This is a genomic window from Aliiglaciecola sp. NS0011-25, assembly GCF_040370605.1.
In the GTDB taxonomy this organism is placed as follows: domain Bacteria; phylum Pseudomonadota; class Gammaproteobacteria; order Enterobacterales; family Alteromonadaceae; genus Aliiglaciecola; species Aliiglaciecola lipolytica_A.
This window is the reverse complement of record NZ_BAABWR010000006.1, coordinates 202,342-219,159: the sequence shown is the minus strand read 5'-3', so window position 1 is coordinate 219,159 and position 16,818 is coordinate 202,342. Positions and strand designations below refer to the sequence as shown.

The 16,818-nt window shown below is 39.5% G+C and carries 17 protein-coding genes; 14 read left to right on the top strand and 3 right to left on the bottom strand.

What is annotated here, in order from left to right:
• Positions 1-5: 5 nt before the first annotated feature.
• Positions 6-293 (bottom strand): DUF6471 domain-containing protein, encoded by a 288-nt coding sequence (locus ABWV72_RS07490; protein ID WP_342807264.1) that lies wholly within the window; start codon positions 291-293, stop codon positions 6-8.
• Positions 294-509: 216 nt separating this feature from the next.
• On the opposite strand from ABWV72_RS07490, the gene ABWV72_RS07485 reads away from it, so the two are divergent.
• The 12 genes from ABWV72_RS07485 (at position 510) to ABWV72_RS07430 (ending at position 11,263) form a co-directional block, all read left to right on the top strand.
• Positions 510-899, top strand: coding sequence for a DUF2170 family protein (locus ABWV72_RS07485; RefSeq protein ID WP_216050020.1), 390 nt, complete (start codon positions 510-512; stop codon positions 897-899).
• A gap of 25 nt (positions 900-924) precedes the next feature.
• Positions 925-1,605 carry a PspA/IM30 family protein gene (locus tag ABWV72_RS07480; RefSeq protein WP_216050019.1) on the top strand — a complete coding sequence of 227 codons (681 nt, stop codon included), beginning with the start codon at positions 925-927 and terminating at the stop codon, positions 1,603-1,605.
• A 16-nt stretch (positions 1,606-1,621) separates the two neighbouring features.
• The gene (locus tag ABWV72_RS07475; protein ID WP_216050018.1) at positions 1,622-2,674 is read left to right on the top strand and encodes a potassium channel family protein; all 1,053 of its coding nucleotides are present in this window, start codon (positions 1,622-1,624) and stop codon (positions 2,672-2,674) included.
• Between the two features lie 30 nt (positions 2,675-2,704).
• Positions 2,705-3,352, top strand: a complete 648-nt coding sequence (locus tag ABWV72_RS07470; protein ID WP_216050017.1) for a YjfK family protein — start codon at positions 2,705-2,707, stop codon at positions 3,350-3,352.
• A 33-nt stretch (positions 3,353-3,385) separates the two neighbouring features.
• Positions 3,386-3,802, top strand: coding sequence for a DUF350 domain-containing protein (locus tag ABWV72_RS07465; protein ID WP_216050016.1), 417 nt, complete (start codon positions 3,386-3,388; stop codon positions 3,800-3,802).
• An 11-nt stretch (positions 3,803-3,813) separates the two neighbouring features.
• Entirely contained in the window at positions 3,814-4,425 is a 612-nt protein-coding gene (locus ABWV72_RS07460) for a DUF1190 family protein (RefSeq protein WP_353369671.1), read from the top strand.
• A gap of 38 nt (positions 4,426-4,463) precedes the next feature.
• Positions 4,464-5,630, top strand: a complete 1,167-nt coding sequence (locus ABWV72_RS07455) for a glutathionylspermidine synthase family protein (protein WP_353369669.1) — start codon at positions 4,464-4,466, stop codon at positions 5,628-5,630.
• Between the two features lie 5 nt (positions 5,631-5,635).
• On the top strand, positions 5,636-6,193 hold the full coding sequence (locus tag ABWV72_RS07450) for a rhomboid family intramembrane serine protease (protein WP_303499524.1): 558 nt from the start codon (positions 5,636-5,638) through the stop codon (positions 6,191-6,193).
• Positions 6,194-6,295: 102 nt separating this feature from the next.
• Complete coding sequence (locus ABWV72_RS07445) at positions 6,296-7,030, top strand: VC0807 family protein (protein WP_342807256.1); 735 nt, start codon at positions 6,296-6,298, stop codon at positions 7,028-7,030.
• A 30-nt stretch (positions 7,031-7,060) separates the two neighbouring features.
• The gene (locus ABWV72_RS07440; protein ID WP_353369666.1) at positions 7,061-7,729 is read left to right on the top strand and encodes an ABC transporter ATP-binding protein; all 669 of its coding nucleotides are present in this window, start codon (positions 7,061-7,063) and stop codon (positions 7,727-7,729) included.
• A complete protein-coding gene (locus ABWV72_RS07435; RefSeq protein WP_353369664.1) occupies positions 7,722-10,184 on the top strand; it encodes an ABC transporter permease in 2,463 nt (820 codons plus the stop codon). The genes ABWV72_RS07440 and ABWV72_RS07435 overlap by 8 nt, the downstream gene beginning before the upstream one ends.
• Positions 10,169-11,263 carry a lipocalin-like domain-containing protein gene (locus tag ABWV72_RS07430; protein ID WP_353369662.1) on the top strand — a complete coding sequence of 365 codons (1,095 nt, stop codon included), beginning with the start codon at positions 10,169-10,171 and terminating at the stop codon, positions 11,261-11,263. Before ABWV72_RS07435 ends, ABWV72_RS07430 begins: the two co-directional genes overlap by 16 nt.
• Positions 11,264-11,311: 48 nt before the next feature.
• Here the strand turns inward: ABWV72_RS07430 and ABWV72_RS07425 are convergent, their stop codons facing one another.
• Both ABWV72_RS07425 and ABWV72_RS07420 read right to left on the bottom strand, forming a co-directional pair.
• Entirely contained in the window at positions 11,312-12,604 is a 1,293-nt protein-coding gene (locus ABWV72_RS07425; RefSeq protein ID WP_353369660.1) for an alkaline phosphatase, read from the bottom strand.
• Positions 12,605-12,778: 174 nt separating this feature from the next.
• On the bottom strand, positions 12,779-13,729 hold the full coding sequence (locus tag ABWV72_RS07420; protein WP_353369658.1) for a chemotaxis protein CheV: 951 nt from the start codon (positions 13,727-13,729) through the stop codon (positions 12,779-12,781).
• Between the two features lie 348 nt (positions 13,730-14,077).
• Here ABWV72_RS07420 and ABWV72_RS07415 point away from each other — a divergent pair, with 348 nt between their 5' ends.
• Both ABWV72_RS07415 and ABWV72_RS07410 read left to right on the top strand, forming a co-directional pair.
• Positions 14,078-15,679, top strand: a complete 1,602-nt coding sequence (locus ABWV72_RS07415) for an isocitrate lyase (RefSeq protein WP_216050006.1) — start codon at positions 14,078-14,080, stop codon at positions 15,677-15,679.
• Between the two features lie 113 nt (positions 15,680-15,792).
• On the top strand, positions 15,793-16,731 hold the full coding sequence (locus ABWV72_RS07410) for a LysR family transcriptional regulator (RefSeq protein ID WP_216050005.1): 939 nt from the start codon (positions 15,793-15,795) through the stop codon (positions 16,729-16,731).
• Positions 16,732-16,818 lie beyond the last annotated feature (87 nt).

Sequence of the window (16,818 nt, the reverse complement as noted above, 5' to 3'; positions counted from 1 at the left end):
GTTTTTCAAAATTCATCTTCATCCAATGAAATTTGCATATCTGCAAATAACTCAATGATATCTTCTCGCTCAATTCTACGCATTTTTAAAACGTACATTATTTGTAAAAGTAAATCAGCACCCAAAATTCCTTTGTTCACTTTATTGCGCAAATTATCAGCACTTTGCGTAATGCCAATAGTATTTAATCTGTCACTGAGATCTTGGTATTTGACTCCGCGCTTAGACATTTCAGCCTTAATGATACGTTGCACTACTTGTCGCCAGTTTGCGTTATGTTGTTTTTCTGTCACGTTCCACCCAATCAAAATAAACCAATTTGTGAATTATAATTTACAAAAATAAATTATACTAGCCAAATAAGTAAAATAAAGTTTGACTTTAAAAATCATTTATCAGTACAATCCGACCCGTTGCGAAAAAACTTACAATTCATTTTGAACTGATCATGTTTTTTCGTTTACAAAGGTAACATACTATAGTCATTACACTGACAGGAGAGTAGGCATATGACTTGGGACCTTGATCAACTTGAGACCCTTTTATCAAAAAACGACAACATTGTTGTCACCCGGGAAGACAATTGTTTATTGATCGGAAATGGTGATGGTTTAGACGCATGGTTGGCGCTCAGTGGAGAGCAGATCATTATCGAATCCATTTTATTTTCAAGTTCAGAAGTCAAAGATAAAGCAGCTTTGAACGAAGAAATATTAAAAACACATATGTTGTTTCCATTAACAACGATTGGAATATCCCAAGTTGCTGAGCAAGACTATTACACTGCATTTGGTGCATTAAGTTCACAATCTAAAGCAGAGAGCATTCAAATTGAATTAGATGCCTTATTCCACAATGTGGCTGCATTTTTAGACGCTTATCAAGAACATTTGCACTAAACATTTAGGTATTTTGGAGAAGATTATGTCGGTTTGGAGAAAGTTAATTACAGCTGTTAAAGGTGGCGCAACTGAAGCTGCTCAATCCGTTGTAGACAGTCAGGCCATTCGAATTCTTGAACAAGAAATTCGTGATGCAAAAGAAGAATTGCGTAAATCAGATCATGCTCGCACGCAAATTCTGGCAAAATGTAAATTGGCAAAACAAAAGGTTGATAGCCTGAAAGTATCAATCGGACAATATGAAGAGCATGCCCGCAAAGCGGTAGAATCGGATCGTCAACTGGCGTTAGATTGTGCTCAAAAAGTAGCGGATTTAACTGCAGAGATGGAAACAGAGCAAGAGTTTCTTGATCAATTTACGCAATCAGAAAAACAACTTGCCACAAACATTAATCAGGCCAAAGACAACCTGAAGCGTTTAGAACAACAAGTTGACATGGTTAAGGCTACTGAGTCAGTTCAAAAAGCACAAGTTGCGGTTTCCTCCAGACACATGGGTGCAAACAGTAAAATGAAAACCGCTACTGAATCGTTAAGTCGTATTCAAGATAAGCAGAAGTTACGTAGTGCTGAACTAGAAGCGGCTGAAGAGCTTGCCTCAAGTGATTCGACTACGGACTTAGAAAAACGCTTAGCGGAAGCTGGAATTCAGGGCGGGAAAAGCTCTGCCGATGACGAACTTAAACGCATTTTAGGCCAATAAATTGGTCAGTTTCTAAATGTTATTAGTACTTAAAGTTCGCAAAGTACTCACTCGAGTTTTTTCGGAGATGCGCTGGTACACTATTGTACTGGCGCTTTTGTTTTATGCACTAAGCACATGGATTTTACTTTATGTGTCTGGTGAAGATGCCCTTCTCAACGTTAATGATTTCATATATTGGTTAGTTGTGACCGGTTCGACTGTTGGTTACGGCGACATGTCGCCCGTTACGAGCGCTGGTAAATATATTGTTTCCTTTTATGTTATCCCCTTAGGTTTGAGTATTTTCGCCTTAGTCTTAGGCCGAGTCGCAGCTTGGGTTTCTATGCAATGGCAAAGAGGAGTGAAAGGTTTGAAACCATTAGATCTTGAAAACCATGTTCTGGTAATTGGCTGGAACGGTCATCGCACGATTCAACTACTTAACTTGTTGCTAAAAGAACGTGCAGAAACAGAAAATAAGCCAGAAATTGTTTTATGTGTCAAAGCGGACATAGACAATCCGATGCCAGACAAAATCGAATTTATTAAAGTTATCTCATTCAATAATGATAAAGAAATGGATCGGGCCTGTGTAGACAAGGCGGCGGTCATTGTCATGGATAACGAAGAAGATGATGTCACTATGACAACGTCTTTGTATTGTAGTAAACGAAATGAGAACGCCCATTTATTGGCTTACTTTAAAGATGAAAGCTTAGTCGACTTATTGCAAACCCACTGCCCTAATGTTGAATGTACTCCTAGCGTAGCGGTTGAAATGTTGGCTAAGTCAGCATTCGATCCTGGCTCAAGCTTATTGCAACACGACTTGTTGACAGTACAAGAAGGACAGGCACAGTTTTCGATGGAAGTGCCTGACTCAGTTCAGAACCTGTCTGTTGAAAAATTATTTGTCGTCCTTAAACAAAAATACAACGCTACCTTTATTGGTTTTGTTGAGCCAAGTATTCCCGCCAAAGTTACGTTAAACCCAGACTTCAATGTGGCAATCTTGCCAAAATACAAATTATTTTATATTGCTGAACAACGTATCAGAGCCCTTGATTGGCAATTGTTTACTGAATAAAAACAGCAGTTTAGATTCTACGGAGAAATCATGTTTTCAAAATGGTTTACTAAAAAGAGTGATAATTCTGACATAAAAGCGCCCGAAATTATGGGCTTATATTTAGGTGGCTCTTTTGAACTTGACGACTTAAAACTCAAACTTATCGAACCTGAATTAGTCATTGAAGGTGCGGCTAGACAGCATTTAATTCAGGCTGTCGGCGAAGCTCACTTAGATACCGGTGGCAAGATATTACGATATTACACTGACGATGACGCTTTTTTACAGGTTGTTTTAGACGGTGGTGACACAGAAAATCACATTACCGATGTGAAGTTATGGTACTTTTATGAAACACAAACCGTTGGTACTGATAACCAATGGAGAGATTTGATTGAACGTCAGATTTCTCAGCCCCATTACCAAATCGAAAACAACACTTATAGTCGAGTATGGAACGCCGTAGGAGATGAGTCTCCCCCCGTGGCAATGACTGAAAAAACCTTCGAGCTTGATGGTGATACAAGTCAAACGGATCAATTTGTGATGTTATACGAACGGCAAATCGGCAACGAAAGCTACGAAACTTTGTTGGTTTGTGCAGAAGAAAAAATTGTAGATAATAACCATGATCGCTGCCTAGTTATCAGCACTGGGTTCGATGTCTTGCCTGCCGATATTAAAATAAACGGTTAGCAAATCTAAATTTATATAGAAAAGGAAAAATCGATGGACATTTTATTGGAATCAATAGCCGGATTGGGTAACTTTACAATTTATTTCGTGGTCTCAATAGTGCTTCTATTTCTATTTAAAATTGTGTACGCATGGGTAACCCCCCACGATGAATGGAAACTGGTAAAGGAAGAAAAAAACACCGCTGCCGCTATCGGTTTTGGTGGCGCTATAGTCGGCTTTAGTATTGCCCTTTCTGGCGCTGTTACCAACTCGGCATCGCAATTTGATTTCGCTATTTGGGGTGTCATCGCTCTAGTGGCACAAGTTTTAGCTTTTCTTTTGTTGCGTTTCACTTTTATGCCCGCAATTGCTGAACGAATTGATAATCAAGAAGTGTCTGCTGGAGTAATGTTAGCCTCAATGTCAATTGGTGTTGGTTTACTCAATGCGGCTTGTATGACCTATTAGGAGACACGAGCATGACACGTAAACGCAGTGAACATATTAATTTGAGCAGAATGCGTAAGCATTTTTCAGTCAAGCCTTTGGCGATTGGCGTAGCCTCTGTTTTTTTAGCCGCTTGTACGAATAGCCGTCAAGAAGCAACAATATACAAAGATGCCCAAGATTGTGCGAATGATAACCCTGAACAAGCGCAAATTTGTCAAACAGCCTATCAAGAAGCGCTGGCGGAAGCTGAGCGCACAGGCCCTAAATATAACACCGAACAAGATTGCGAAGGCGAATTTGGCCCGAATCAATGTCAACGGATAGAACGCAGTTCGGGGTCCTTTTTTATGCCGTTTATGGCAGGTTATATGTTGAGTAACTTGCTCTCACCTAATCGTTATCAATATCAACCTATGTTTACCTCCTATTCACCTTACTCTTCATATCGTTATCGATGGATTGGTGCCGGTGGATACGATTATGGCGACTTGCGTAAACGTAACTACAAAGTCAGACCCGACGCATTTAAGCCTAAACCGGCCGTCACGCGAACAATAAAACGAGGTGGATTTGGTAGTTCTGTGCGGGCTAAATCAAATTGGGGCAGTAAGAGCAGCTCCAAAGGTGGTTGGGGCGGTTAATTCCCCTTTCATTCATTAATCACAGCAATAGAGTCCTGATGTTCAGAATACCAAGTGAGCCCCGCAAAAACTGGCAACAAAAAGCCAAGGAATTTGGCTTTTCGTTCCACAGTATGTACGGCGAACCCTACTGGGATGAGTCAGCTTATTATCAGTTCAATTTGCAGCAAATAGAAAAAGACTTGGAAGACCCCACAGTCGAAATTCATCAAATGTGCTTACAAGTTGTAGACAAAGTGGTGAATAGTGACGCTTTATTGTCAGCTTTTAAAATCCCAGAAGCATTTTGGCAAGGGCTTAAAGATTCTTGGCGCAATCATGATCCCTCTTTATATTCACGACTGGATTTTGCATATGATGGCAGTGGCCCTGCCAAGCTTTATGAAAATAATGCAGACACACCTACCAGCTTATATGAATCAGGATTCTGGCAGTGGTTGTGGTTACAAGATTTGGTGGATGGCAATCGCATATCTCGCCATGCTGATCAATTTAATTCTTTGCAGGAAAAGTTAATTTGGCGATTAAATGAAATTGCTAAACATTATCAAACCAAGCATATCCACTTTGCCTGCTGTCAGGACACAATAGAAGACAGAGGCACTGTTCAATATTTGCAAGACTGTGCCGCAGAATCTGGACTCAAAGCGCCTTTTGTATTTATCGAAGACATTGGATTGGGTGAGTCGGGCCGTTTCACAGATTTAAAGAATAATGAAATAGATACCTTGTTTAAACTGTATCCTTGGGAATTTATGCAGCGCGAGGAGTTTGGTGACTTTGTGGAAAGCTCCCAAACTAATTGGATCGAACCTTTATGGAAAAGTATTCTGTCGAACAAAGCGCTAATGCCTATGTTATGGAAGATGTTTAAAGGTCACCCAAATTTGCTGCCTTCTTATTTCGAAGATGAATTACATCTATGTGATCACCAGCGAATTGTAAAAAAACCCATTTTTTCTCGTGAAGGTGCAAACGTCAGTGTGATTGAAAAAGGACAACAGATTATTCATGCCGACGGCCCTTATGGCGAGGAAGGATTTATTTACCAAGCATTCCATCCACTGCCTAAATTTGACAACAACTTCACATTGATTGGCTCCTGGTTAGTTAATGATAAAGCCGCTGGAATTTCTGTTCGAGAAGATACTTCGGTTATTACCCAAGATATGTCCCGTTATCTACCACATATTATTTTAGGATAAGTCGAATGGGCTCAAAAACAACGGCTTTAGCATCCCAGTTGAAATTTGTTTTGTACTTGATGCTATTTTTTGCCGTGATAGAAGGCATCAATATCCTATTTGGCCGCAGTCTAAATATTTATGGGATATACCCACGTGAACTGATTGGCTTACGGGGAATTATTTTTAGTCCATTTTTACATGGCAATTTGAGCCATTTTGCATCCAATATTATCACTTTAGGCATATTTAGTTTGCTCGTCATGCAGTACGGTAAAAAAACCTATATAACTGTCAGCATCTATTTAATGTTAAGTATTGGTGTGTTGGTGTGGTTGTTCGCTCGCCCTGCTATGCACATTGGGGCTAGTGGGATAATTTACGGTTATTTTGGATTTTTAGTTTTAGGGGGGCTAATATCAGGTCGCATAAAACTCATTATAATTTCACTAATAGTAGGCTTTTTCTATGGAGGCCTAATATTTGGTGTAATTCCCTCAAACGCTTTTGTGTCATGGGAATCTCACTTATTCGGATTTATCGCGGGGTTATGCGCGGCTAAATTATGGGCAAAAAAACGCTAATCACAATAAAAGGTCGCTTTACGTTTAATGCCTATGAAAACCATAGTGGATTGATTGCGAGTTCGATATACTGACAACAGTTAAATTTATTTTAAAGATTTTATGAATAAGCCAACAGCAAACGAGTCAACTCAAAATACGAAAAAAAACCCGCCACAAAATAACGGGTTTTTAGGTAATCTTGCGTTCAATATTGTTATTCCAGTATTGATTTTGTCGTATCTCAGTGGTGAAGAATATTTGGGACCCGCATTAAGTGTGGTTTGCGCTTTGGCATTTCCTATTGGATACGGTATATGGGACTTAAAAAAATCTGGAAAAGTAAACGGTTTTTCCATTCTTGGCATTATCAGTGTCATACTTACCGGTGGTATCACCTTGTTGAAACTTCCCGCCGAATACATTGCGATTAAAGAAGCGGCTATCCCGGGCATTTTAGGTATTGCGGTTTTAATTTCCCAATATACCAACCGGTCGTTAGTTAAAATTCTTATCCTTAATGAAAATGTGATCAATTGGAATGCATTAGACGAGGCATTGGAGAAAAAACAAAATACCGCATTATTTAATCGAAAAATAACCATCAGTTCTTATATCGTCGCCGCTTCGTTTTTTGTTTCATCCTTTCTCAATTACATATTGGCGAAAATCATCTTAGTCAGCGAGCCTGGCACAACCGCATATACTGAAGAGTTAGGGCGCATGACTGCGCTAAGTTATCCAGTGATCATGGTGCCAAGTTTAATTATGCTTTTTTCCGCTTTGGCCTATTTAATTGTACAAATGAAAAAGTTAACCGGTGAAGATTACTTGTCTTTCATTCAAGAAGAAGGTTAATTGATTAAACGTTAAAAATTTGGTGGTGCAATGATTAAGATTGAAGCGCTATCTAAGTCTTACCAAGACGGAAAGCAATTAACCTCTGTTTTAGACAATCTAAATTTAACTATTGCTCCTAAGCAACAAATTGCAATTACTGGCGAGTCTGGTTCTGGTAAGTCAACACTGCTGCATTTGTTGGCTTGTTTAGACAAACCAGATACAGGCTCGATAATAGTTAACCAGCAAAATATCTGTTTATTCTCCTCTAAGGCTAGTGATGCCTATCGACAAAAATCTATCGGCATTGTTTTCCAAAAATTCAACCTCATTGAATGTTTATCGGTTTGGGAAAATGTGTGTTTTCCTGCTCGTTTAAACCAAAATTTAGATGAAAAATATCTGCTTAGTCTGTTGGAGGAGTTAGGCATTGCGAAGCAACGCCATAAAATGCCCATGGATTTGTCTGGAGGTGAGCAGCAACGAGTAGCCATCGCCAGAGCTTTGTCTCATAAACCACAACTAATATTAGCCGATGAACCCACTGGTAATCTTGACGACAAAAATAGCGACAAAGTAGCTAATTTACTGTTATCACTGTGTTCTTTGCACAACGCTATGCTGGTTATGGTTACTCACAGCCATAAACTGGCCAAGCAAGCCCACCTCCACTATCACTTGAGCGACAAAAAGCTAACCCTTCAAGCTAATGATTAAATTAATTCATGCTGTATTGTGGGTGATCCTAAAAAGCTATCGATTGCAAAGATATCGAATTTTTACTGTATTGTTAGCAATCATTATCGGATGTGCTGGTTTCTCTTCTGTTCTAGTCATAAATGAGACCGCCAAACGCAGTTACAACGATGCAAACCTGCCGTTGTTTGCAGACGTACACTACGCGATTTATGCCAAGCAAGGAGCGTCAATTTCCAAGGCAGATTATGCCAATTTACGGAAAAGTGGACACCGAAATATAGTTGCGCTATCGCGCATGGAAGTTGAGGCGATAGATAACAGCACCCTAGTTTTTATTGGAATCGATTATTATGCGCTAATGAGCTTAAACAACGGGCATTTGAATTCCAATTCGTCCGAGGATTCCATTGGGTGGTTTTCTCCAAATATAAAATTCATGCTTCACCCCGAGTATGCTAAGCAATTAATTGCCAAAAAAGTACTCTCCTCAGATAATTATTTAACACTCAATTCTCAGCTATCAATAGGCCCTATTAGCCAGATAAAAACTGCGGGGTTAAATAATCAAATTGTCAGCGACATTGAAACCTTATTTAACCAATTCGATAACAAGACGATTTCTTATCTGTTGGTTGTGGGAAATTATGACGACAAACGGCCTCCGCCAATTAAGCTGCCAACACATCTAAAATTAGTCAAATTAAAGACTGCAGAAGACGCTAACCAACTGACTGCCAGCTTTCACCTTAACCTGTTCGCGATGGGACTACTCATGTTCGTGGTGTGCATGTTTGTAGTGTTAAATGCGTTAAATTTATTAATGATTAAACGCGTACCCATGTTCAAGATTTTAAGACAACAGGGGGTGCCAGTATCAGCCGTGTTTATCGCTAGCATCATTGAAATGTTGGGTTTAGCCGTGATTTGCAGTGCTATAGGCGTAATCTTAGGGATCGAAATATCGCAATGGTTATCGCCTGCGGTAAACCAAACTCTTGAGAGCTTGTATGATGTAAAAGTAGGTTTTCAGACATTTTCTTGGTTCACTTTATATTTGCAAGTTTTGCTAGCCAGCATTATTGGTTTAAGCCTCGCCGCAGCCTTGCCCTTGCGTTTGGTTAATCATCAAATAGGCTCAATAAGTGCTTCAACTCCACGAACAAATAATGAGAACAAATGGTTAGCATTTTCACTCATATCAATTTTAATCAGCATATTGGTTTATTTTAGCGACGCAGACATATTTGGTTCGTTTGTGATTATTGCTTTGTTGATAATCAGTGGCTGTTTCATGGTTTTGTTTATATTACCCAAGTTACTTTCGGTGGTTATTCGGCTAATTCCTCATAAAATGCCGACTTTACGTTGGAGTTTGGCGGACGCAAAACGCGTTTCAAACAAAAGTAGCATTGCTTTTTGTGCCTTTTTTATCGCTGTAGCGGCAAATGTTGGTATGAATTTAATGGTCAACAGTTTTCGAGTTGCAACGGATTCATGGATAACCCAACGTCTCAATGCCGATGGCTACATTTATACTAAGAATACAGACCAAGTTATCTCCTTAATTAAACAAAACTACCCTACTGTTAACCCCGTTATTCGGCAGCAAGAAACGGCAAGCTATCAAGGGAGTCCAATTCAAATTCGCTCCTATCCAAGTAATGTTGAGCACCAAAAAGCGTTGTTATTTGAACGTTCTTTATCTGCACCTTGGAACACCTTTATCGATGGTAACGGCATTTTTATTAATCAACAGTTTGCCCTTTCAAAGCAACTTAAATTAGGGCAAAAAATAGAGATATCTCGGCGTGATAATTCTAAGTTATCGATGCAAGTTGTTGCTATCTACTATGATTATGGTAATCCCAAACCACAGGCATTCATTTCTGAGGATTTAATAAAAGATCAATTAATCGGCCGACACGTGATCGCCTTATTCAATCAAGCACCTGATCAATCTTGGTTGGCTGAACTGAAAAAGCGAATAGCAATGCAAATTCCAGAAGCACAAATCATGGAAACACAGGAAGTGCTGAAAACATCAATGCAAACATTCGATAGCACATTTGTGGTGACCCAAAGCCTCAATATCATCACCCTATTGGTCGCTGCTTTTTCATTAGCATCTTCCCTTAGCGTGATAGATTTTGACAATAAACCTCAGCGCGCTTTAATCCGCTCTTTAGGCATCCCAACCCTTCGAATTTTAATCCTCACGCTGTTTCAATACACTGTGTTGTGTTTGTTCATTTGTGCTCTGGCGATACCATTTGGCATTTTACTTAGCTGGCTACTGATCCACCTTATCAATGTACAAGCTTTTCACTGGTCTTATCCTTTGATTATTGAATTAAAAACGATTGTACAGCTAGTTTGTTCCAGTTTGGCTGTCGTGCTATTCGTTGTTGTTTTACCTGCAGCTAAGGCAATATTGAAGCCACCTATTGAGGATATAAAATGGCTAAATGGATAAGACTGCTGAACGTAATACTATTAACAAGCCTAGTATTAACTGCCTGCTCGGAAGCTGATAAACCTTCTTCTGGCATGTATGGAGGCTTACTAAACCAAGAAAACTTTTCCAGCGCAAAAGCCCATACAGAATTAAAAATTAAATTTCCGCAAGATCATTTAAGCCATCCAGAATTTGCCATTGAATGGTGGTACTTAACCGCTAACCTGTTTGACCAGCAAGGAAATCAATATCCGCTGCAGTGGACGCTATTCCGTTTTTCAGGGGGGGTTACCGATTCTAACTGGAGCGATGGGCAACTATATATGAGCCATGGGAAATTAAGCTCTAAAACCGATGATTGGTTTGAAGAGGTGTTCGCCCGAGGAGGCGTTGGTAATGCAGATGTTTCGTTAGCAGCGAATTCTAACGCTTTTACGGCGTATTTAGATGACTGGCAATGGCGTTCAGAATCAGCAGATTTATTTCCAGCCACATTGAATTTTAACCTCAATGAAGACGTTAATATAAGACTCACAATGAAAGCAAGTGGTCCTTACGTTTTGCACGGTGAAAATGGTTACAGTATTAAGCTTAGTAACCATCAGCACGCCTCAATGTATTATAGTCAGCCATTTATTGATATTACTGGAGTGATCGAGTTACCCACCGCAAAAATTGAAGTTTCTGGGCAAGGTTGGTTCGATCACGAATGGAGTGCAGGCCTGTCAGATCAGGCAACCGAAGGCTGGGACTGGTTTTCATTGCATCTACAAGATGGTCGTAAACTTATGTTGTATCAGGTTCGTCATGGGCAATTGAGGAATTCCTGGTTCGGCAGTTTAATAAGTTCAAATGGAGATAAAACTCACCTAACTGAACAAGATATTGTCGCTTCAATTAATGGCTACTCAGAAATTGATGGTGTGAAAATACCTCTCAATTGGTCGATATCCTTACCCCAATACCAAATTGATATTCGCGTTTCAGCATTTAAAAAGGACCAATATAATCGTGGCATGTTTCCCTATTATGAGGGAGCAGTGTCAATTGAGGGCAGTCATAAGGGGTTAGGGTTTATGGAGTTAACAGGGTATTAGCAGCCAAATCAGGAAAGCGACTTGACTGCTAACTTTGCCAATTGATGACTATTCAGATTGCATTAATTCAAAAATAACTTTTGGAATATCAGTATTGTCCATATGACCATGGAAGTGTTCTTTTCCTGCGCCCATAGCAAAAATTTGAACATCCACGGCAGTATGACCCGAGCTAGTCCAACCTGAGTTTGAACGAATATCCATCAATTTTTTAAGCTGAACATAAAGTGCTTTACTGTTTTTCAAATCCGCTTTTTGCAAAAGTGACTTTTCAGTTTCATTCAGTTCAAAACCCAACCCTGCTTCTGCGGTGTCTAACGGTGTTTCACTATTTGCCATTGATTTTGCCAAAGAGCTTAGAGACTGTGTCAGATTTTTTAACGGATCAGGATTCCATTGATAGTTGCCATTAGCTGCAATTGTAAAACCACCAGTACTATGATCGGCAGTCACCACCACTAAGGTATCTGGATTCTCTTGAACATATTGTTCTAACCATTCCAGAGTTAACGCCAAGTCATGCATCTCTGCCATAGCAGATGCAATATCATTTGAGTGTCCAGCCCAATCAACCTGACTACCTTCTACTAATAAAAAGTAACCTTTATCGTTAGTTAACTGTTTAACCGCTGTTTTCACCAATGCAGGTAGACGCTGTTTTCCTGGCATATCCAGGGCCCAAGGCATGCCTTCATCGCCAAATAGTCCAATAACAGGTCCAGGTTTAAGGGAAGTTAGTTGCGCTAAATCATCAATATATTGATAACCCGCCGATTGAAACTGCTCAACTATATTACGATCATCACGAATAAAGTATTTCCAACCACCACCTAACATTACATCTAGTGCAAATTGACCATTCACTTTGTCGTCAAAATAACTGTCTGCTATTGCATCGTAGTTGCGGCGACTTTCATTGTGCGCTGCAAAAGAGGCTGGGGTTGCATGATTAATTTGTGATGTCACAGCGACACCTGTTTTTAAGCCATTCATACGAGCTTGTTCAAGTACCGTTTTAACCGATTTTTTGTTCTCATCCACAGCGATGGCGCCGTTATATGATTTCACTCCAGCAGACAAAGCGGTAGCACCTGCAGCGGAGTCGGTTACATAACCACTTACTCTAGCCGGATAAGTGCTCGCCATCCCAACTAAATGTCGGTCAAAGACCGTTGGTTCAATGACTGGCGAAGACTTTTTGTCTGCAAAATAACGATATGCTGTGGTGTACGCAGGCCCCATGCCGTCGCCAACTACCATTATAATGTTTTTAGGTTTTTCTTGACTAGCTTGCGCTACAGAAACAAACAGCAATAATGTAAAAACCGAAAGCCACTTCATTCTATCTCCAAAGGTTAGTAAAAATAATTTCAGGGGAAATGATACGTGAAATTTTATCTGGATAAACCGATTTCTTGTATTTTCACTAAACTTAACAACAGTGTGATCTACAAGGGTAAAAAATCATAACAAAAAATCACAAAAGTAAATTGCAGAGCCATTGAAGATAAATATCTATTTGGACTCTTGAAGTTTTTCTCGCATCCGTTGTTGAACCACATTTACGAGTAAATCCGGCTGAAACTTTGAAATAAAACGGTTACATCCCACTTTTTTAACCATCGCCTCATTAAAGCTGCCACTGAGTGAGGTATTTAAGGCAATAAATAAATCACTCATTCGCTCGTCTTGTCTCACTTCTGCGGTCAAGCGATAGCCATCCATTTCGGGCATTTCAGCATCAGTAAACATCATTAGAATCTGGTCTGTTACCTGTTTACCACTGTTTGCCCACTCTCGCAGCAGGTTCAACGCCATCAAACCATCACTGCGCTCTATAATATTAATACCCAACTGTTTTAACGTATCGCGAATTTGAAGACGGGCGGTAGAAGAGTCATCAACAACTAAAACTGTTTGCCCGTTTAAATGTTTCAGCACATCTTCATCTAATATTTCTTCAGAAATGTAAGTGTCATATTCGATGATTTCAGCAAGTACTTTTTCAACATCAATAATTTCGACAAGTTCTTTATTGCCATTTATTTCAATTTGCGTAATTGCTGTTAAATAATTATTTTTTCCAACTGTAGTTGGTGGGGCTTGAATATTACCCCACGACGTATTAACTATATTAATTACATCTCCAATCAGAAAACCTTGCACAGTTCGGTTGTATTCAGTAATGATTACATTTTGGTTAACAATATCTGTTGAATCTGGCAACTTTATTGATTTGCGTAGATCAATAATGGGAATAGACTTTCCCCGATAATTAGTCACCCCTTTTAAATTCCCGTGGCTACCAGGCATTTGATGCATCATGGGGACAGTAATCACTTCCTTTACTTTAAATACATTAATTGCAAATGTGTGCCTTGAACCTAATTTGAACATGAGCAATTCCAGTCGGTTTTCACCAACTAATTGAGTGCGCTGATCAACGGACGCTAAAATTCTGCTCATAAAATCTTAAAACTACTAAGTGATAAACGAAAGAATAACGCGAAACCAGCACATAAGGGAGTAAATAAACCACTAGCGGCAATTTAAAAGTCACTTTTTTGAGCTTATCAACGATGAGGTGAATTTACTTTACCCTTTGAATTCTAAGGAAATACAAACCAACATTCACAATATCTATTTCGAAAATCATTATTATACGTTTTTTTTATTATCCATGTGAGGCTAGGATAATTGCATCGACACAAAACAATAATCAGGTGAATCGATACCAGTCGTCTAGATGTGTTCAGAATAATTATGCACTAGGCCTCAGTTCCCTACACATGTAATAGAAATAAGGAAAATATGATGTCTCAATATCAAAATGACCTAAACGCTGTAAGTCAGTTATGCCAAGAAAATGGTTCTGGTTGGAATGCGATTAACCCTGAATTTGCTGCAAGAATGAAAGCTCAAAACCGTTTTCAAACCGGACTTGATATCGCGAAATACACAGCGGCTATTATGCGCAAAGATATGGAAGAGTATGATGCAGACTCTAGTCAATATACTCAATCTTTAGGTTGCTGGCATGGTTTTATTGGACAACAAAAAATGTTGGCAGTGAAAAAGCACCAAGGTACAACAAATAAAAAATATTTGTACCTATCAGGGTGGATGGTTGCAGCACTTCGTTCAGAATTTGGTCCTCTACCTGACCAATCTATGCATGAAAAAACCACTGTGTCTTCACTTATAGAAGAGCTATATACTTTCCTACGTCAAGCAGATGCAAAAGAATTAGGTGAGCTATTTCACGAGCTTGATTCAGCAAGAGCTGCAGGCAAAGATACTAGCGAAATTCAGTCAAAAATTGACAATTACGAAACGCATGTGGTGCCAATTATTGCAGATATCGATGCAGGCTTTGGTAATGAAGAAGCAACCTACTTGTTAGCTAAGAAAATGATCGAAGCCGGCGCATGCTGTATTCAAATCGAAAACCAAGTATCTGATGCTAAACAGTGTGGTCACCAAGATGGCAAGGTTACTGTTCCTCATGAAGATTTCTTAGCTAAAATTAATGCCGTTCGTTACGCCTTTCTTGAGCTAGGTGTAGATGACGGTGTAATCGTAGCAAGAACTGACTCTCTAGGCGCAGGCTTGACGCAAAAAATACCTGTATCTACATCTGAAGGCGATTTAGCGTCTCAGTACAATGCATTTTTAGACACCACAGAAGTTAAATCTGTAGATGACTTACAAGAAGGCGATCTTGCCCTTCGTCAAAATGGTAAATTGGTTAAACCTGTTCGTTTACCTAACGGTTTATTTAAATTCAAAGACAATACTGGTGTTGATCGTGTAGTGCTTGACTGCATAACTTCATTGCAAAACGGTGCAGATCTTTTGTGGATTGAAACTGAGAAACCTCATGTTGGTCAAATCGGTGCAATGGTTAACGAAATTCGCAAAGCGGTACCAAATGCTAAATTAGTTTATAACAATTCACCTTCATTTAACTGGACCTTAAACTTCCGTCAGCAAGTATTCGACGCTTGGGTTGAAGCAGGTAAAGACGTTAGCGAATATAACCGTGAAGAACTTATGCAAGTTAAATACGACGATAGTCAATTAGCCATAGAAGCTGATGAAAAAGTGCGCACCTTCCAAGCAGATGCTGCTCGTGAAGCTGGCATTTTCCATCACCTAATCACGTTACCTACTTATCACACTGCTGCATTATCAACTGATAATCTAGCCAAAGGTTACTTCGGTGACGAAGGTATGCTTGCTTATGTTAAAGGTGTTCAACGCCAAGAACTACGTCAAGGCTTAGCATGTGTTAAGCACCAAGCGATGGCAGGTTCTAACATGGGTGACGATCACAAAGAATATTTCAGTGGTGAGCAAGCCCTTAAAGCTGCAGGTGAAGACAACACTATGAATCAATTCGACGTTGCTTTATAAAGCTAACTTTTAACACGCTAAAAAAGCAAGACGTAATGTCTTGCTTTTTTTTTGTGGTATCCCTTATACAGCTGGTATAATCACTGATAAATCAGTTTAGAAGTGAAGTTAATTTGAATATTGCTAAAGTTGATCTAAATTTATTGGTATATCTGGATGTGTTGCTTCGCGAAGGAAGCGTAACCAAAGCTGCAAATCAACTCAGCATAACCCAACCAGCAATGAGCAATGGTTTAAAGCGTCTACGTGATTTGTTTAATGATCCCTTGTTAGTGCGCACCAGTGACGGTATGACGCCAACTAAACGGGCATTGGAACTTCAACCTGTTGTGCGTGATGTTTTAGCCAAGTTGGAAACAACTATTCAGCCTGAAACAGAATTTATACCTGCCAGTAGCCAAAGAACATTCCGCATAATGGCCAGTGATTATGCAGAGTCAACCTTGTTAATTGAAGTCATTCGTCAACTGGGAAAAATAGCGCCGAATATCACCTTGGACGTTATTACACCGAGTGATGTGACTTTCCACGATGTTGAACATGGTAAAGTTGACATGGCGATTAACCGCTTTGATGAACTCCCCCTCTCCTTCCATCAAAAAGTCATATGGTATGATGCTTTTTCTTGTGTATTGAAAAGTAGTAATCCGATTGTTTCGCACTTTGATTTAAGCAGTTATTTGTCTGCGCAACACATTTGGGTGAGTAAAACAGGCTTTGGAGTAGGTGTTGGTGTTGATCCTAACGAAGTGCAAAAATTAGGTTGGGTAGATGCAGAGTTAACTAAATTAGGTAAAAAGCGAGATATTAGGGTATTTACCCGACATTATCATGTTGCCTTACAGTTAGCTAAAGCTCAAAATCTAATTGCTACACTACCTAGCAAAGCTGCAAACTTGTATCGCAACGATCCTGACGTGGTCATTTTAGAACCGCCATTTGATATTCCCCCCATTGGCCTAAAAATGGCTTGGAGCGCGCTGCTCCATCACGATGCGGGGCATATTTGGTTCCGTCGTCTGATTAGTGAAGTAGCCAATCAACTTAGTTAATTGGCACTTCCAGCTTCAACATTCACAAAATCTATCACAAAGATAAAAGCCATAAATTAAACATATTCCTAAGAAGTGGGTAGAATC